The organism is Alteromonas gilva, assembly GCF_028595265.1.
Classification (GTDB): domain Bacteria; phylum Pseudomonadota; class Gammaproteobacteria; order Enterobacterales; family Alteromonadaceae; genus Alteromonas; species Alteromonas gilva.
Genome location: NZ_JAQQXP010000001.1, coordinates 2,401,731 through 2,419,370 on the forward strand (window position 1 = coordinate 2,401,731; position 17,640 = coordinate 2,419,370).

Here is a 17,640-nt window from a genome sequence, read left to right on the forward strand (position 1 = left end):
AATAAACTCAAATCACAGGCAGATAAGATAATCGGTAGCGGCTCATTTCTTTTGTAATGCCTTGATGCCGCCGGCCAGGCCATCCAGCGTTAACGGGAACATCCGTTTTTCCATCAGTTCGTTAATCAGTGCTATCGACTGATAATACGGCCAGTAATGCTCAGGTTGCGGATTCAGCCAGATACAATGACTAAAGTGATTGGTAATGCGTTGCATCCAGGTTGCCCCGGATTCTTCATTCCAATGTTCAACACTGCCGCCCGGATAGGCAATTTCGTAGGGACCCATGGTGGCATCGCCAACAAAAATCACTTTGCAATCTGGTCCATAGCGGTGAATCACATCCCATACATTCACCCTTTCGGTGTCGCGCCGGGCATTATCCTGCCACACCGATTCATACACACAGTTGTGAAAATAGTAGTAATCCAGGTACTTAAACTCAGCATGCACAGCAGAGAATAGCTCTTCAACACCTTGTATATAACTATCCATGGAGCCGCCAATATCGAAAAACATCAGCACCTTTACTGCATTATGCCGTTCAGGACGCATGTGAATATCCAACAGACCGCCCTGTTTGGCGGTGTGGGAAATGGTCGATGAAATATCCAGTTCTTCGCTGGCACCGCCACGGGCAAACTCACGCAGCTTACGCAGCGCCATTTTAAGGTTACGCGTACCCAATTCGGCATCACTGTCGAGATTTTTAAACTCGCGCTTATCCCACACTTTAGCCGCCGAGAAGCGGCGATTGCCATCCTGTCCAATACGCACCCCTTCGGGGTTGTCACCATAGGCACCAAACGGGCTGGTACCACCGGTGCCTACCCATTTATTGCCGCCGGCATGGCGTTCTTTTTGTTCATTGAGACGCTCACGGAGCGTTTTCATTAACTCGTCCAGCCCGCCCTCGCGACGCAGCTGCTCACGCTCCTTTGCCGAAAGTCGTTTTTCAAACTCTTTGCGCAACCAGTCTTCAGGAATGTCGTCACCAAACAGCTCTATCGACTCTACGCCTTCAAAATAGCTGGCAAATGCGCGATCAAACTTGTCAAACTGGGACTCGTCTTTGACCAGTATGATCCGGGCCAGATGATAAAATGACTGGGTATCGGCAAAGATAACCTCTTTTTGCAGTGCACTGAGTAAATCCAAAAGCTCTCTGAGGCTGGTTTTAACGCCGTACCGGCGCAGGGTAAAGAAAAAATCAACCAGCATCAGCGGCGCGCCATAAAGACCAGCTTTTCAAACAGGTGAATATCCTGTTCGTTTTTAAGTAATGCCCCATACAGTGGCGGAATGCTGGATTTGCCGTCTTTATCCTGTAACGCTTCGGCGGGAATATCTTCTGCCACCAGCAACTTGAGCCAGTCAATGAGTTCTGAGGTCGACGGTTTCTTTTTTAGCCCGGGCACATCGCGCACATTAAAGAAGGCTTCTAGCGCCGCTTCCAGCAAGCGCTTTTTGATATCCGGAAAGTGCACTGCCACCACCTCACGCATTTCATCCGGCGTTGGAAATTTAATGTAGTGAAAAAAGCAGCGTCGCAAAAAGGCATCCGGTAACTCTTTCTCATTGTTCGACGTGATAATGATAATTGGCCGGTTTTGCGCTTTAACCCGCTGCTGCGTTTCATACACGTAAAACTCCATTTTATCTAATTCGAGCAGCAGATCATTGGGGAACTCGATGTCGGCTTTATCAATTTCATCGATTAATAGCACAGGGCGTTGCTCGGCCTCAAACGCTTCCCAGAGCTTACCTTTGACAATGTAGTTGCCAATATCATGTACCCGCTCATCACCTAGCTGAGAGTCTCTCAGGCGCGATACCGCGTCATATTCGTAGAGCCCCTGCTGTGCTTTGGTGGTGGATTTAATATGCCATTGAATGAGCTCAACATTTAAGCTGCTTGCCAGTTCCTCGGCCAGCAGGGTTTTGCCCGTTCCCGGCTCGCCTTTAATTAACAGTGGACGCTCCAGCGTAATAGCGGCATTCACCGCGAGCTGCAGGTCAGCACTGGCAATGTATTTTTGAGTGCCTTGAAAAGCCATGAAATTCCTCAATACAATTAATCGTTAAAATAACCATAACATATAGCAAAAATCACTTTGCATTTTATAGCTTAATAACAATGATATAAGGGTAAGTAAATATGCTCCGGTTATACCGCTCGCAAAGCATAAGCCTGTGCTTAGCGCCCAGGAGCCTAAAAAAACAAAAGGAATAATCATGCAAGTATTTAACGATAACTCCCTCGCTATCGGCAACACCCCGCTGGTCAAGCTGAATCGCGTTACCGGCGGTAATGTGTACGCCAAAATGGAATCCCGTAACCCAAGCTTCAGCGTTAAGTGTCGTATCGGTGCGAACATGATTTGGGATGCGGAGAAGCGCGGTGTACTGACCGAAGGAAAAGAGATTGTTGAACCGACCAGTGGTAATACGGGTATTGCCCTGGCGTTTGTCGCTGCCTCACGCGGCTACAAACTGACCCTGACCATGCCATCGAGCATGAGTCTGGAACGTCGCAAGCTGCTTAAGGCACTGGGTGCTAACCTGGTGTTGACCGAAGCGCCTAAAGGTATGAAAGGGGCTGTCGCGGCGGCACAAGAGATTGTCGATTCTGATCCGGACAAATACGTCTTGCTACAACAATTTGAAAACCCGGCTAACCCGGCGATTCACGAAAAGACCACAGGACCTGAAATCTGGCAGGCAACCGACGGTAAAATCGATGCCTTTGTCGCGGGTGTAGGTACCGGCGGTACCATCACCGGTGTCAGCCGCTACATCAAAAACACTCAGGGCAAAGCCATTACCTCTATTGCGGTTGAACCCACTGATTCGCCGGTGATTACCCAGGCCAAAGCTGGTCAGGAGTTAACCCCCGGTCCCCATAAAATTCAGGGTATCGGCGCGGGCTTTATTCCGGGCAATTTGGATCTTGATCTGGTGGATGAAGTGGAACAGGTGTCCAACGAAGAGTGCATGGAAATGGCCCATCGCCTGATGAAAGAAGAAGGCATTCTGGCCGGTATTTCTTCTGGGGCTGCCGTTGTTGCCGCCAAGCGATTTGCCGAACGTCCAGAAAACAAAGACAAAATTGTTGTCGTGTTATTAGCCAGCGGCACTGAGCGTTATCTGTCAAGCCCGCTGTTTGCAGGCGCATTTGACGACCAGGAAGAAGTACAGTAATTGCTGCTTAGTTATTGATAGCACAACAAAACGGGGCGTTATTTAGCGCCCCGTTTTTATTTTTGTCGATTGCCAAAAGATAAACCTGACGGTACAGTTAGGGGTATGTTCACTGAGGTAATTATTATGTTTTCACGTCTGACGTCGTATGTTTTCATCATCTTTTTATTGCTATTGATTAGCGGATGCGAGAAAGAAGAAGGCATTGGTCGCTACGGCATGTTGGAAGAAAACACCCCTGAATACACGGCGGTGATGTTTATTCGGGGCATTTACGTGGATGACACTATTGACCGCGCAGTGGACCTCAGCACAGAACGAATGGCACGTGTGTTACAACGTTATCACACACAAAACAATATCCAGCGCCACCTGTTTAATCTTAAGTATGACACCGTCGAAGTCACCCCCCAGTCAGGCCAATCCATTGGCCGTACCGAATTTGCCGAAGTCGCCGTTATCACGCTGTTTTTCTCAGGCCAGTACAATGGCGATACGGTAGAAGATTTGCGTACCCTTGATCTGAAAAAGGTTGATGGTATTTGGAAAGTTGATAACGTTCAGGCAGATCCCTTTTTATAATTTCAGCCACTTCGCCAGTATTGTGCAGCCTACGCAGGCAAGTAATACATCCTATTGAATGTAAATTAAATGTTGCACAAGATTGCCGCATAATTCATCATGTGCCGCGTTATTTTACAAGGACACGCGTATGAAATTAGAATCGATAGCTCTTCACCACGGGTACACATCAGAAGCAACCACCAAAGCCGCTGCAGTGCCCATTTATCAAACCACGTCATACACATTTGATAATACGCAACATGGCGCCGATCTGTTTGATCTGAAAGTGCCCGGTAACATTTATACCCGGATCATGAATCCCACTACCGATGTACTTGAACAGCGGGTAGCGGCAATGGAAGGCGGCATCGGCGCGTTAGCCCTGGCCTCGGGGATGGCGGCAATCACTTATGCTATTCAGGCCATTTGTGAAGTCGGTAGTAACATCGTCAGCACCAGCCAGTTGTACGGTGGCACCTATAATTTATTTGCTCATTCCCTGCCTAAACAGGGTATTGAAGTAAAAATGGTGTCTCACGACGATTATGACGGCTTTGATCAGGCCATCAACGAAAACACCAAAGCGGTATTTTGTGAGTCAATTGGTAACCCCGCAGGTAACGTGGTCGATATCCAAAAGCTGGCCGACATTGCCCATAAACACGGTGTGCCTTTAATCGTCGATAACACGGTTGCCACGCCGGTATTATGCCGTCCGTTTGAGCTCGGCGCCGACATTGTTGTTCACAGCCTGACCAAGTATATCGGCGGCCATGGCACCAGTGTGGGCGGAATTATCGTCGACAGTGGTAAGTTTGACTGGGTGGCGAATAAAGACCGCTTTGCCATTCTCAATGAACCTGATCCGTCTTATCACGGTGTTGTATACACCGAAGCACTCGGCCCTGCCGCGTTTATCGGGCGTTGCCGGGTTGTTCCTTTGCGCAACACAGGCGCCGCAATTAGTCCCATGAATGCTTTTCAGATTCTGCAGGGCCTTGAAACCTTGTGCCTGCGCATGGAACGTCACTGCGAAAATGCCGAAAAGCTCGCCGACTACCTGGTTAATCACGATAAGATCAACTGGGTGAATTATGCCGGTTTAGCAGATAGCCCCTACCGTGAAACCTGCCAAAAGATTACCGGTGGAAAAGCCTCGGGTATTTTAAGCTTTGGCATTAAAGGCGGTCGTGAGGCCGGCGCGCAATTTATTGATGCGTTAGAAATGATATTGCGCCTCGTCAATATTGGCGATGCAAAATCCTTAGCGTGTCACCCGGCCACAACAACTCACCGACAGCTAAACGAGCAGGAGCTTGCCAGTGCCGGCGTGAGTGCCGATCTGGTGCGGATCTCGGTAGGGATAGAAAACATAGACGATATTATCGCCGACGTAGAACAAGCCCTGAATAAGGTTAGCGTCTAAGCGACCACAAGCGCAAAAATAAGAAGCCGCATGACGCCTGTCATGCGGCTTATACTTAAAGCACAATGCCCGGCAAGTATCTTCAGTACACAGAACTGGTTAGCTTGCAGGCCGGTCTGGTCATCTTTACTGCCCTACGGCAATTCCTTCGCGACGCGGATCGGCACCACCCACAAAGCCGTTTTCGGTGACCTGAATGCCATGTAAACCACTGTTTAAGTCTATCACTTTCACATCGTGGCCAAGCGCCTCAAGCGGCGCCTGCAAGGTTGCGATGGGGGTGCCCTTCTCCAGCGCGGTATAATCGTTACGATTGGTAATTTTCGGCAGATTAATGGCCTGCTGAATATCCAGCCCGTAATCAATCACGCCAATCAGCGTTTGCGCCACATAACTGACTATCCGACTACCACCGGGGGAGCCCAGCAATAATTCCAAATCGCCCTGCTCGTTAAATACCATGGTTGGACTCATTGCACTACGCGGGCGCTTGTGAGGCTCGACTCGGTTAGGCACCGGAAAACGATTTTTTGCCGGTAAAAACGAAAAGTCAGTCATTTGATTATTGAGTAAAAAGCCATCCACCATGATACCCGAACCAAACATAAACTCGATGCTGGTCGTCATGGATACCGCATTACCCGCTTTATCAACCACCACAAAATGGCTGGTGTTTGGCTGCTCCAATGAACTGCCAGCACTTAACTGTGTAGAAAACGGCTCACCGGCACGGGCAAAACGCCAGGGCTTGTCTGGTTTAATCGTTTCTGCACGACGAGCCAGATAACCATCATTAATTAACGCCGCGTACGGTAAATTTGTAAAGTCGCTGTCAGCGATATACTTTTCTCTGTCTGCATACGCCAGTGCGCTTGCCTGCGTATATAAATTAGCAAACTCAACGCTATCGATGGGGTAATCAGATAAATTAAACCCTTCCAGCAATTTCAGCAGCTGAAATACGTTGATGCCGCCGGAGCTGGGTGGTGCCATACCGCAGATTTGTTTACTTCGGTAATCACCGCAAATACCCTGGCGCGTAATGGCTTTGTAGCCAGCCATATCCTCTGCATTCAATACTCCCGGATTAATTTCAACGCCTTGCACCGCTTTGGCAATGCGTTCTGCCAGTTCGCCTTTGTACATATAGTCGGCACCTTGCTCGGCAATATTGCGTAACGTTTTACCCAGCATTGGATTTTTTTTGGTGACACCGGCTTTTAACGGGTTGCCGCCCGGGTAAAAATAGGTGGCGGTGCTGGGAAAGGTTTTCATGCCCTTATGATACTGGGTCGCCACTGCAACCAGCTTTTCGAGCCGTTCGGATACTTTAAATCCTTCTTCGGAGGTGACGATAGCGTCTTTAAAAAGTGTCTTCCAGGGCAGTTTGCCGAAAGTGGAATGGGCGTCTTCCAAGGCTTTTAATACACCAGGCACGCCGACTGATTTTCCGCCAACCACAGCATCGAGCCATTTCATAGGCTCGCCACCCTCTACAAACCAATAGGCATTAACTCCGGCGGGCGCCATTTCGCGGCCGTCAAAGGTATGCAGAGTTTTAGTGGTATTGTCCCAGTACAACATAAAGGCGCCGCCACCAATGCCTGAAGACTGTGGCTCGACCAGGGTTAGCATTGCCTGAATCGCCACGGCGGCATCAATGGCGTTTCCGCCCTGCTCAATGATATTTTTGCCCGCCCAGGACGCGTAAGGATTAGCAGCAACCACCATGTATTCCTTACTGGTGTGGGCTTTTTTGTCGATATATCCGGTAGCCGCCTCTGGCTCGCCCGCTTCCCTTGGCGCTACCTGTGCTTGTGAAAGAACACTTGTAGACAGGGCTAAACACCCTGTCAGAAAAAGAAAACGTAGGTGACTTCGCCTCAAAATGACTTTTCCTTTTATTTAAATTTATCCGGGTTAATGGCGCGTTTATTCAGGAAGGCATCAAATGCCTCCTGCGCAGCCTCGGTGCCCATGGCTTCTATGAAAATATCCAGTTCATAGTCCATATGCTGTTTTATTTCATTGGCCTCACTGTTAAGCAATGCTTTAGTTTGTAGCAACGCAAACGCGGGTTTGGCAGCCAGCTTACTTGCGACCGCGTTGACCGTATCACGTAATTCATTGCCACCAACGGCTTTGGTAACCAAACCAAAGTCGCATGCTTCCTCGGCGCCAAAAGGTTCGCCAAGCATGAGCCATTCACTGGCTCGTCGACGCCCGGCTAATCGCGGTAAGATATAGCTGGATGCATATTCTGGTACCAGACCTAAATTGATGAATGGTAAGATAAAACGTGCGTCAACGCTGGCATAGACCAAATCACAATGTAACAGCATGGTTGTGCCAATGCCAACTGCTAAACCCGATACTTCGGCGACTACCGTTTTTTTGCAGTTCAATAACGCGTGCATAAAGCTGACCGTTTCACCCATGTGGGGATTTTTACCATGTTCAGCAAAACCGGCAATCTCATTGCCAGCGCAAAACATGTCGCCTTCCGCCCGAATGATAACGACCTTACACTGCTCCGAGGCATCAGCCGCTTTCAGGGCATCGGCCATAGTTTGGTACATGTCGCGGGTGAGGGCATTTTTCTTTTCCGGGCGGTTTAGCACAATGTGTGTAATTGCACCGCTTGTTTCGATAAGTATATGGCTCATGGCAGTCTCCACTTTTGATTATTAAGGCCTGTCTTTATTGGTATCGCTGAACATTTTAGTTATCATAACGCCCCACCCTTTTTATCAACAATTAATATCAATGATAGTTGCGCTACCAGTTAAGCCACAGTTTTGTGTGGGTCCGATTATTTTGGCATTGACCGCCATTATCCTGTTTTTCGCCGGCACCACGATTTACGATCTTCTCGCCTACGACCGCTACGCGCTGCAAAGCATGGAAACATGGCGGTTAGTCACCGGTAGTTTAATGCACACCAATGGCTATCACCTGTTACTTAATATCGTCGGGCTGGCCTTATTGTGGGCGCTGCACGGTGAACACTACCAACCATTAAAGTTTATTAAACTGTTTATCTGGTGCAGCCTGGGAACCAGCGTGGGTATTTACTTTTATTCACCAACCTTAATCTGGTATGTCGGCTTGTCGGGTGCGTTGCACGGTATCTTTGTTTGGGGTGCTTGCATGGATTTACTCAACGGCCTGCGCACCGGTGGACTACTGCTGGCAGGCGTGACAGCAAAACTGGCGTACGAGCAATACCAGGGCAGTAGTGCCGACGTGGCCAGTTTAATTGATGCTCAGGTGGCGGTCGATGCACACCTTTATGGCGCTATCAGCGGCGGTATTTTATTTTTGTTGATGTGGCTGTTTACGAGGGCGGTCGGACGCCTGAGCGCCCGCCGCGAAACGTTATAACTCAGAGGTTCTCTTCAAATAAAGCGTAAATTCGGCGATATTCATCGAGCCAGGAGCTGGGCTGCACAAAACCGTGAGGCTCAACCGGATAAATCGCCGTTTCAAACTGCGTTTTCTCAAGTTCGATGAGTCGCTGAACTAATCGCACCACATCAACAAAGAACACGTTATTGTCGACCATCGGTGCATTGATCAACAGCGGCTTTTGCAATCCTTCAGCGTGGTAAATAGGTGAGCTTCTGCGGTAGGCGATGGGGTCCACATCGGGCGTGTTGAGGATATTAGACGTATACCCGGTATTGTAATGAGCCCAGTCAGACACTGGGCGCAGCGCCGCCCCGGCCTGATACAGATCGGGTTCGTTAAACATCGCCATAAAGGTTAAGAAACCGCCATAAGAGCCACCATAAGTACCCACACGCGCGCGGTCAACGTTAGCATTGGCCACTAACCAGTTTACGCCATCACGATTATCTTCAAGTTCCGGAGTACCCATCTGGCGATAGATAGCGGTGCGCCAATCGCGACCGTAGCCTGCCGACGCACGGTAATCCATATCCAGTACCACATAACCCTGTTTTACCAAAAAGCTGTGGAACATAAATTCCCGGAAATATCCAGACCATCCCAGGTGGGCGTTCTGCAAATATCCGGCACCGTGGTTAAATACCACTGCCCGGCGTGGTTCCCCCTGCTGGTAATTTTCAGGCAGGTATACCCGCGCATAGATTGGTTCGTCGGTATGACTCGACGGTATAGCCACAACCTGCGGGGCAACCCAGGGCTTCGCCAGGAATTCATCACTAATGGTGTGCGTTAGCTGCATGGGATGTTCGTTACCGGCCACAGATGCCGAATACAATTCAGGCGGGCGTGTAACGGTAGAATGAGTTAACAGCAGGGTTTGTTCATCCGGGCTTAATACGTAATCGGTCATACCATTGAGCTGAGTCAATGTCTCATGTTCACCACTGGCAACCGCTACACGGTAAATTTCATAAATTCCCGGGTGTTTTTTGTTTGCTTTAAAATAAAAATAATCATCGTTATCGGTCAGCGTCAGGTTGTTCACCACATATTGACCACTCGTTAACGCTTGTGGTGCAGCCCCTGGCTGCTGAATGTACAAATGACTGTAACCACTTTGTTCAGATAAATAATAAAGCGTGTGAGAGTTATTTAACCAACCAAACTGATTATGGCGGTAGTTGATCCAGGCATCATCATGCTGGCGATGCTGGTTAACCAGTTTTTTAGCGGCTAAATCAACGGTCACCAGCCAGCTGTCTTTATTGTCCCAGGCTTCCAGTAAGAGTGCCACAGCGGTGCCATCCTGATGCCAGCGTATCGAGGCGTCACGTTGTGACCAGCTGTTTAGCAAACCAATAGCCCGAGGTAAACGGTTAATGGTATATTCTTCGCCACGTGCGGCGGCGTTTTCCTGCTTTACCTCCGCCAGCACATCGTCATTGTAGCCGGGCAAACCTTTATAGGAGAGTTCGTGTTTGGTCGCCCCGGCAACGTCTATCAGCCATGAAGTTTGTTCCACCGGCTCGGCATCCGCCACACGCTGGCGCACATCAATAGCGGCGATACGGCCATCTTCCTGAATATAGTGCGGCATTATATCGGTGGCATCACGGCGACTGCCTTTGGCTGTAGTGACGATAATGGCATGCTTACCATTGGGTGCCATTTTGACCGCGACTAAACGGTCATTATCATCAAAATAAACGGGCTCAGGTGCCATCGCCGGACTTTGCTCACGCAGTTGCTGCGTTTGCATAAAGCGGTCCTCGCGATTTTGACGTTGTACTTTTATGTATTCAATGAGGTTTTGCTGCTCACGCGCAATAAAATCTTTAGGTGGCGTATTCGCGCTGGGGGCTTTAGCAAACTTCCAGCTCAGTAATACCTGCTGTTGACCGGTGGTCAGGTCAAAGGCAACGATACTATCGTTGTGACGTGCCATTAAGCGATTGTCCGTGGCAAACTGCAGATCCTCAAGTGGCAACCCCTGGGTAAGACGCACCACTTCACCACCGGGCATTTTAACGAACACACTGTCCTGGTATTTCCACGCCGTGTATCGCCCATCACGACTGGTTACCTGTTCATCGGCTTTGTACAAATGAAGTTCACCGGCAGCAATTTTAACCGATTCGCCCGACGCACTGACACGGTAGTAGTCATTTAACTGCGTATCGGCTTGTTGCCGGGCATACATCATGCTGCCATCTGGTGACCATGCCGGATTTTGCGGTTGACGACCCAGCCATTTGGGATCGGCCATAATCTGCTCCAGCGTAATGGCACTGTCGCCTTGCACTGAGCCCATATTTACCGGTTGCGCGGGTTGAATAATAGCGGGCGGCTGATTAGTTTCAACGGCCACGCTTTGCGCCGCGGTATTGTTGCTGTCGGTGGCACTACAGGCTGTCATAATGACGCCCAAACCGAGTATTACACTACTTCTTAAACCAATTTGTTGCATATTATTATTTACTTATTGATGAATTCATTGTCATTATAGCCAGCTCTTTGGCCGCCATGTAAGCCTTGGTCTTTGTTTTTGCTTATCTTGTCTATTTCGCATTGCAGGTATTAAATATTGATCCAACCATAGGCATAGATCTGTAAAGATGTATGTCGACTTAATAAAGGAATTCCGTAATGAAAAAAATCTTAGGTGCTCTTGTTTTAACCGCGCTACCTATACTGGCGCAAGCGAATACTTGTCCCGACGTGTTGAAGTTTATGAAACGTAAACTCAACTCTCAGGAAACCGTTAACATGTGTAGCGAATTCCAGGGTAAAACCTTGTTAATTGTGAACACAGCTAGCTTTTGTGGTTTTACACCACAGTTTGAAGGTCTTGAGGCGATGTATGCAGAGTTAAAAGATCAGGATTTTGCAGTACTGGGGTTCCCTTCCCACGATTTTAATCAGGAAGCTGATGATGAGGGTAAAACGGCCGAATTATGTGAGCTGACCTACGGCGTAAAATTCCCGATGTTTGAACCAACCGTTGTCAAAGGTGAAGACGCCGATCCGCTCTACCGGATGCTGGCAAAAGCGACCGGCGAAGAGCCCAGCTGGAACTTCAATAAATATCTGGTAGATAAAAACGGCAACATTCTTAAGCATTACAAGAGCTCGGTGAAACCCTCTGATGCAACGCTGCGCGCGGACGTAGAAAAAGCGCTGGCGATGTAAACTCCACATAACTGATTGCGTTAACTTTTGTTAACGCAAAAAAAAGCCCCGTATAAAACGGGGCTAATGCACACTCAACGTTTGGAACACACATACATTAGCAATCAAGCATCTAACTCTTAAACTGTATTTTGCTAACCTCACTAAGTTAGTCAGTGCAAAATGACAAAGGTTCCAAATTTTTTTACAGATTTGAATTTTTATTTAATCAGCATGCAAAATAGACCCTCTGCAGCCGTTAAATGCTAACTCAACAAGCCTTGAAAAGGCCTTATCAGTCACTCTGAAAATTCACCGCTAGTCGCTGGTTGAGCGTGATTATCGGGATGAACGCTGCAGCGCTTGCTCAAAATCGGCCACCAGATCATCGATATCTTCAATACCTACAGATAACCTAATCATGGTTTCCGTAATACCCATCCTTGCTCTTTCACGCTGCCCGTTCTCAAAAAAAATCGTCGATGCCACCGGCAAAGCCAGTGAACGGGTATCACCTAAATGCGTCGCCGACAGTACCAGCTTTAACTTGTCCAGAAATTCGCAAGGCTCAATACCCGGGATTAAATCGAAGCTCAGAACAGCGCCGTAGGTACCGAGCTGCTCACGGGCAATAAAATGCTGGGGATGATTGGCCAGGCCAGGATAGTAAACCCGCTCTATCTGCGCATGCCCCTCCAGGTAAGTAGCCAGTTTAAGCGCATTTTCGTTACTACGCGCCATGCGTAATGTCAGCGTTTCCAACCCCACCGAAATAAGGTGTGCAGACTGCGACGATAAGGTTGCGCCCATATCCCTCAGTCCTTTTTTCTTTATTTGCGTGATACCCCATAACGACTCATCAGCCACCTGATATTGTGACTTAATGTTGGCAAACTTTGTCCAGTCAAATGTGCCCATGTCGATGATAGCACCGCCCAACACATTGCCATGACCAGCAATGTATTTGGTCAGTGAACACATTACCAGTGAGGCTTTCATGGCTTTGGCATCAAAAGAGGGTGGCGGTGTCATGGTGTTATCTACCATAAACAGCAGGCTGTTTTCCTCACACCATTTACCTATCGCTCTGGCATCCGATACCTGCGTCACGGGGTTGGCAATGGTCTCGGCGTACACAGCGCGGGTATTGGGTTGTTTTGCGGCAATGACATCCCTGATAGAGGTCACATCAACAAAGGTCAGCTCTATGCCTAAATCCGCCAGCGTATCCATAAAACTGCGCGTATTACCAAACAGGTACTGACTGACGATAATATGATCACCGGCTTTAAACAACGACAGAAAAGTACTGCTAATCGCCGCCATCCCCGTGGCAAAACAGACACTGGCAATCCCGCCTTCCAAATCGGTAATAATATTTTGTAAGGCTGTCACAGAACCAGAAGATGAGCGGGAATAAACATGCCCTACTTTTTTGCCCTGAAAAACGTCGACCAAATCCTGTGTCTTATCAAATTCAAATAGCACTGAATTGGTGGTACTGGCATGCACTGCGCCATCAGTGGGATGGTTAAGCAGTCTGTCGGCATGTACATGGCGAGTGGTAAATCCCGGTTTGGTCACGCGTTAGGCTCCGTTATTGTTTGCTGGGGGTATTTGGCGGAGACGGTACGGTAAAACCCGTATACCGACTCCATTGACGCCGTTAAATCGTTAGATACGCTTAGAACCGGCCCGAACTTCAGACATTTTTGTTGATAATCAAGGCCTACGCACTGCACGGGAATTCTAGCGTTTTGTGCAATGTAAAGAAAGCCGCTTTTCCACGGATACACGGCTTTTCTCGTACCTTCCGGCGCTAAAGCGACAATCAACTGCTCGCTTTGGCCTATGCGCGCCGCCATATTCTCTACCACACCATGGGCGCGGCTGCGCTCAACGGGCAGGCCTCCGAGGCGACGCATAATGCCTTCCAGTGGCCCTTTAAACAACGTATGTTTGGCAAAAAATGATAACCTGATACCTAACGCCAGCATATACATAACGCCCAGTACGAAGTCCCAGTTTGACGTATGGGGCGCAACAATGAGAACCATCCTGGGTTCATTTGCCATGTTACCCGCAAGTGACCAGCCGCGTTTGTTAAGCCACCACTGGCAGCACCTGCCGACCACCCCAACCTGGCGTTTTGGCACCGCTGCTGGCACTTGCTGCTGGAAAGACTGCATCATCATATTACTTGAGTTAACCTACCAGATGACAGTCTACGTTACTTGTACAGCGCGACGAAAGACTAATTCACCTATCTCAAAAAACCATAACCAATGAGAGACATGTTTTGCTAGTATGTTTTGATAAGATGTTGTGCTTTTGAACGAGGTTCGAGGACACTAACCTTTCACAGGCGTTGCTATGTGCATTGTATTTATAGCGTTACAACAACACCCTGACTACCCGTTAATCATTGCCGCCAATCGCGATGAATTTTATGCGCGGCCGACTCAGAGTAGTCATTTTTGGCCGCAATCACCGACCATATTGGCCGGCAAGGATCTTAAGGCCGGTGGCAGCTGGATGGGGATAACACGCAGTGGTGATATCGCAGCGCTAACCAATATTCGTGATCCCAGCCGTGAGCAGCCAAGCGCAGGTAGTCGCGGCGCACTGGTTGCCGATTTTTTAACAAGACCCCGCGCCATTAGTGACTACTGTCGCCATTTACGCAAAACGGTAAATCAATATAACGGCTACAATTTACTGTTTGGTAATTATCAGCAGCTGGCCGTGTTCAACAGCCACACGCAATCATTACAACAGTTAGCCCCAGGCTTTCATGGTCTTTCAAATGCCCGGCTTAACACCCCATGGCCTAAAGTGACCCGCGGCACAGACGCCCTGGCAAACTACGTAAAACACAGCAACAACCTGTACGCCTCGGAAATTTTCAGATTGTTAGCGGATGACACCCCTGCGTTGCCTGATCAGCTGCCCGATACAGGCGTATCTAAAGCCTGGGAACAACGACTATCGCCTATTTTTATCCGCACGCCGGAGTATGGTACACGTAGTTCGACAATCATTATGATCAGCAAAGACGCCAACGTTGACTGGTACGAAAAGGTTTTTCCTAGTCAGGCCACTTCTGCCCGGCAAAACGTTGAAAGTCATCATTTTAGCTGGAAAATTCAGCACAAATAACCTGATAACTATTCGTATTTTGGCTGGTTGATGGCATAATGCGCAACCGCTGGTTGACTCCCGTTACCAGCGACAATCGATTGCTATTTGCTGAATTTAACAGCAAGCCCTATTTTAGGTTTGTGAAAGCACAGGACTATTCATAAACTTTGTTTACTGATTCCTGTATATTTAGAGGACATATCGTGTTTGAAGTGCTACCCCAACTATCTCCGGATCCCATTCTTGGTTTGTCAGCTGCATTTAAACAAGACACCAACCCCAATAAAATTGATTTAGGCGTTGGCGTTTATAAAGATGAACAAGGCAACACCCCTATTCTCTCTGCGGTTGCTAAAGCGCAGCAAGTACTGTTGGAACGTGAAACTTCAAAAACGTATATCACTCCCCAGGGTGTGCAAGGTTTTATCGACGGTATGTTGTCTTTAATTTTGGGTGACAAGAGCCCCGTTATGCTGGCTGACAGAGTCGCTGCAGTGCAGGCCCCCGGTGGCTGTGGCTCGCTGCGTATTTTAGCCGAGCTCTTAACCCGCGTTAATAAAGACACTAAAGTTTGGGTGAGCGACCCGACCTGGGCTAACCACATCCCACTGATCGGTAATGCCGGACTGGCTATCGAAACCTATCCCTACTTTGACAAAGCCAGCGCATCAATTCGTTTTGACGCCATGCTCGATGCACTGAAAAAAGTCGAAAAAGGCGATGTAGTATTGCTGCACGGTTGCTGTCATAACCCTACCGGCGCCGATCTGACCCACGAGCAATGGCAAGCTGTCATGGAAGTTGCTAAAGAACGTGAATTTTTGCCGTTTGTTGATATTGCCTACCAGGGCTTTGGTGACGGAATCGAGGAAGACGCCTACGGCGTGCGTTTATTGTGTGAAAACCTGCCGGAAGTCATTATTGCTGCCTCATGCAGTAAAAACTTTGGTTTGTATCGTGAGCGCGTTGGTTTGGCGGCGATTGTCACGGCAGACACTAAAACGAAATCGATTGCCCAGGCGCAAATCCAGAATGTTGCCCGTGGTATTTATTCAATGCCGCCGAGCTATGGCGGTGCGCTGGTAGATATTATTCTGTCTGACGTTGCCCTGAAACAAGAGTGGCAATCTGAAGTTAACGAAATGCGTAATCGTATGCGTACCCTGCGTAGCTTGCTCGTCGATAAGCTTAGCGAATACGGTGCACAAAAAGACTTCAGCTTTGTAAACCAGCAAAAAGGCATGTTCTCGTTTCTTTGTATCAGTCCTGAACAGGTACAAAAAATGCGCAGCGAACACAGTGTGTATTTTGTTGATTCGAGCCGCGTTAATATCGCTGGTATCAGCTTATCCAATGTCGATGATATGGCCAAAGCAATGGTCTCTGTTATAAACAGTTAATCACGCCGCTATCACTAAAAAAGCCTTTAATATTAAAGGCTTTTTTTATGAATCCTGATCAGTCATAGCAGCATGATATTGACAAAACAGTGACTGCGGTAGCGGGCCGGCTTATATGAGCGCGCTATCAACGCCTGTACAACACAACAGTGCCACTATCCTAATACCGGTGTGTTAAATCAAAGCGCAAAAGCGTGCTTGCCTGTCGAATGTCACGCTTTCCCTCTGATGTTGGGGGATGTCTCAGGCTATTCGGTGAGTCGCTCAAACAAAAACTGTTTAAATACCACACCAACCGCTTTCAACGAGTGGTTGAGGCGATGATCGCCGGGAATAAGATGCAGGGTCGCATTTTGCTTTTTCGCAAAAGCCAGAACGTTTTCGGCAGGGATAATCTCATCTTGCCAGCCATGCACACATGTTACCGGACACGCTACCGGGAAGTCCTGTACCTTATAACCCGGCATGCCTACCGCCGGAGCAAGCAAAAATATCCCCTTTACCGGTTGCTCTAGCGCAGCGACCAAAGACACATAGCCGCCCATACTTGAGCCCACTAATAACACCTCCGGATCATCCTGTGGCATTGTGGTTAGCAAGTGTTTGACGCGTAATTCAGGATCGACCGTATCAGTGTAATCGATGCTGTCTACCTGACAGCCCATTGCTTCGGCAATGCCCGCCAGGTATTTTATTTTGGATCCCCAGGGCCCGCTTTCTTTGCCATGCGAAAAAATCACTCTCACATACATCTCCTTTTTTGTGTGTGATTATCCGCGTTCTAAACTAAATAACAATGACATTTGTCTTACTGTATACGATTTTTAAAGTACAACATTGAGTTATATGCCAGCAAACCATGTTTAAGCAGCGCTTACCTGTTTATGGCAATAGACGTGCTGAACAAGCGACTGCAACTTTTTACACGCCTTCACGTATTTACTGTCTCTTTGATAATAAACCTGTTCAATCACCTGCCCTCGTTCATCAATTAAAAAGCTCGCCAGGCGTGCTTTGCGGTGCGGCAAATAAAACTGGTGCAGTGTAATCATGCGGCTTTTGGGTAGATGGGCCAGCTTGTGGTAAAAGCAAAACGGCAATTTAAGCGCTACCGCTCGCTTGTCTCCCCCATGTAAACACAACACATTCTGAAACGCATCGTGTGTTTCACCCGCACAAATGCCGAAACGCTCAATTAAACTGTCTATGGTTTTTAATCCTGTTTGCATAACAATACCCTCAAATACTGTACACCCAAACAGTACTGTATAATTTATCAGCATTCAAGGTTTTTTGTGATTTATTTTAAACCGGTTTATTTAAAGCCTG

Annotated in this window: 16 protein-coding genes; 7 read left to right on the forward strand and 9 right to left on the reverse strand. The window is 48.3% G+C overall.

The features are described 5' to 3' along the window. Positions 1-42: 42 nt before the first annotated feature. Both OIK42_RS10530 and OIK42_RS10535 read right to left on the reverse strand, forming a co-directional pair. Positions 43-1,221, reverse strand: coding sequence for a vWA domain-containing protein (locus OIK42_RS10530; protein ID WP_273640355.1), 1,179 nt, complete (start codon positions 1,219-1,221; stop codon positions 43-45). Beyond that, positions 1,221-2,057, reverse strand: a complete 837-nt coding sequence (locus tag OIK42_RS10535; RefSeq protein ID WP_273640356.1) for an AAA family ATPase — start codon at positions 2,055-2,057, stop codon at positions 1,221-1,223. Before OIK42_RS10535 ends, OIK42_RS10530 begins: the two co-directional genes overlap by 1 nt. 178 nt (positions 2,058-2,235) lie before the next feature. Between OIK42_RS10535 and cysK the strand changes: the two genes are divergently transcribed. From cysK to OIK42_RS10550, 3 genes are all read left to right on the forward strand, one after another. Next, entirely contained in the window at positions 2,236-3,201 is a 966-nt protein-coding gene (gene cysK / locus OIK42_RS10540) for a cysteine synthase A (RefSeq protein ID WP_273640357.1), read from the forward strand. 126 nt (positions 3,202-3,327) lie between these two features. Then, positions 3,328-3,783 (forward strand): hypothetical protein, encoded by a 456-nt coding sequence (locus OIK42_RS10545; RefSeq protein ID WP_273640358.1) that lies wholly within the window; start codon positions 3,328-3,330, stop codon positions 3,781-3,783. A gap of 130 nt (positions 3,784-3,913) precedes the next feature. Further along, complete coding sequence (locus OIK42_RS10550) at positions 3,914-5,191, forward strand: O-acetylhomoserine aminocarboxypropyltransferase/cysteine synthase family protein (protein ID WP_273640360.1); 1,278 nt, start codon at positions 3,914-3,916, stop codon at positions 5,189-5,191. 126 nt (positions 5,192-5,317) lie between these two features. Here OIK42_RS10550 and ggt read toward each other — a convergent pair whose 3' ends face one another. After that, positions 5,318-7,078, reverse strand: coding sequence for a gamma-glutamyltransferase (gene ggt, locus OIK42_RS10555; RefSeq protein ID WP_374211851.1), 1,761 nt, complete (start codon positions 7,076-7,078; stop codon positions 5,318-5,320). A 14-nt stretch (positions 7,079-7,092) separates the two neighbouring features. Next, on the reverse strand, positions 7,093-7,857 hold the full coding sequence (locus tag OIK42_RS10560; RefSeq protein WP_273640362.1) for an enoyl-CoA hydratase: 765 nt from the start codon (positions 7,855-7,857) through the stop codon (positions 7,093-7,095). Positions 7,858-7,957: 100 nt separating this feature from the next. Here OIK42_RS10560 and rrtA point away from each other — a divergent pair, with 100 nt between their 5' ends. After that, positions 7,958-8,575, forward strand: coding sequence for a rhombosortase (rrtA, locus tag OIK42_RS10565; RefSeq protein WP_309568761.1), 618 nt, complete (start codon positions 7,958-7,960; stop codon positions 8,573-8,575). A gap of 1 nt (position 8,576) precedes the next feature. Here rrtA and OIK42_RS10570 read toward each other — a convergent pair whose 3' ends face one another. Beyond that, complete coding sequence (locus OIK42_RS10570) at positions 8,577-11,069, reverse strand: S9 family peptidase (RefSeq protein WP_273640364.1); 2,493 nt, start codon at positions 11,067-11,069, stop codon at positions 8,577-8,579. Positions 11,070-11,248: 179 nt separating this feature from the next. Here OIK42_RS10570 and OIK42_RS10575 point away from each other — a divergent pair, with 179 nt between their 5' ends. Further along, a complete protein-coding gene (locus tag OIK42_RS10575) occupies positions 11,249-11,791 on the forward strand; it encodes a glutathione peroxidase (RefSeq protein WP_273640366.1) in 543 nt (180 codons plus the stop codon). 318 nt (positions 11,792-12,109) lie between these two features. Here OIK42_RS10575 and OIK42_RS10580 read toward each other — a convergent pair whose 3' ends face one another. Next, on the reverse strand, positions 12,110-13,354 hold the full coding sequence (locus OIK42_RS10580) for a cystathionine gamma-synthase family protein (RefSeq protein WP_273640367.1): 1,245 nt from the start codon (positions 13,352-13,354) through the stop codon (positions 12,110-12,112). After that, positions 13,351-13,965 carry a 1-acyl-sn-glycerol-3-phosphate acyltransferase gene (locus tag OIK42_RS10585; RefSeq protein ID WP_273640369.1) on the reverse strand — a complete coding sequence of 205 codons (615 nt, stop codon included), beginning with the start codon at positions 13,963-13,965 and terminating at the stop codon, positions 13,351-13,353. The genes OIK42_RS10580 and OIK42_RS10585 overlap by 4 nt, the downstream gene beginning before the upstream one ends. A 178-nt stretch (positions 13,966-14,143) precedes the next feature. On the opposite strand from OIK42_RS10585, the gene OIK42_RS10590 reads away from it, so the two are divergent. After that, positions 14,144-14,929, forward strand: a complete 786-nt coding sequence (locus OIK42_RS10590) for an NRDE family protein (RefSeq protein ID WP_273640371.1) — start codon at positions 14,144-14,146, stop codon at positions 14,927-14,929. 185 nt (positions 14,930-15,114) lie between these two features. Further along, entirely contained in the window at positions 15,115-16,311 is a 1,197-nt protein-coding gene (locus OIK42_RS10595) for an amino acid aminotransferase (protein ID WP_273640372.1), read from the forward strand. 248 nt (positions 16,312-16,559) lie between these two features. Here OIK42_RS10595 and OIK42_RS10600 read toward each other — a convergent pair whose 3' ends face one another. Beyond that, positions 16,560-17,057 (reverse strand): YqiA/YcfP family alpha/beta fold hydrolase, encoded by a 498-nt coding sequence (locus tag OIK42_RS10600; protein WP_273640373.1) that lies wholly within the window; start codon positions 17,055-17,057, stop codon positions 16,560-16,562. A gap of 117 nt (positions 17,058-17,174) precedes the next feature. Beyond that, complete coding sequence (locus tag OIK42_RS10605) at positions 17,175-17,540, reverse strand: hypothetical protein (RefSeq protein WP_273640375.1); 366 nt, start codon at positions 17,538-17,540, stop codon at positions 17,175-17,177. Positions 17,541-17,640: the final 100 nt, after the last annotated feature.

What these genes read in the sequence shown, in the direction of transcription:
- OIK42_RS10530 (WP_273640355.1), bottom strand. Translation starts at nt 1,221, where the DNA reads ATGCTGGTTGATTTTTTCTTTACCCTGCGCCGGTACGGCGTTAAAACC.
- OIK42_RS10535 (WP_273640356.1), bottom strand. Translation starts at nt 2,057, where the DNA reads ATGGCTTTTCAAGGCACTCAAAAATACATTGCCAGTGCTGACCTGCAG.
- cysK (WP_273640357.1), top strand. Translation starts at nt 2,236, where the DNA reads ATGCAAGTATTTAACGATAACTCCCTCGCTATCGGCAACACCCCGCTG.
- OIK42_RS10545 (WP_273640358.1), top strand. Translation starts at nt 3,328, where the DNA reads ATGTTTTCACGTCTGACGTCGTATGTTTTCATCATCTTTTTATTGCTA.
- OIK42_RS10550 (WP_273640360.1), top strand. Translation starts at nt 3,914, where the DNA reads ATGAAATTAGAATCGATAGCTCTTCACCACGGGTACACATCAGAAGCA.
- OIK42_RS10560 (WP_273640362.1), bottom strand. Translation starts at nt 7,857, where the DNA reads ATGAGCCATATACTTATCGAAACAAGCGGTGCAATTACACACATTGTG.
- rrtA (WP_309568761.1), top strand. Translation starts at nt 7,958, where the DNA reads ATGATAGTTGCGCTACCAGTTAAGCCACAGTTTTGTGTGGGTCCGATT.
- OIK42_RS10570 (WP_273640364.1), bottom strand. Translation starts at nt 11,069, where the DNA reads ATGCAACAAATTGGTTTAAGAAGTAGTGTAATACTCGGTTTGGGCGTC.
- OIK42_RS10575 (WP_273640366.1), top strand. Translation starts at nt 11,249, where the DNA reads ATGAAAAAAATCTTAGGTGCTCTTGTTTTAACCGCGCTACCTATACTG.
- OIK42_RS10585 (WP_273640369.1), bottom strand. Translation starts at nt 13,965, where the DNA reads ATGATGATGCAGTCTTTCCAGCAGCAAGTGCCAGCAGCGGTGCCAAAA.
- OIK42_RS10590 (WP_273640371.1), top strand. Translation starts at nt 14,144, where the DNA reads ATGTGCATTGTATTTATAGCGTTACAACAACACCCTGACTACCCGTTA.
- OIK42_RS10605 (WP_273640375.1), bottom strand. Translation starts at nt 17,540, where the DNA reads ATGCAAACAGGATTAAAAACCATAGACAGTTTAATTGAGCGTTTCGGC.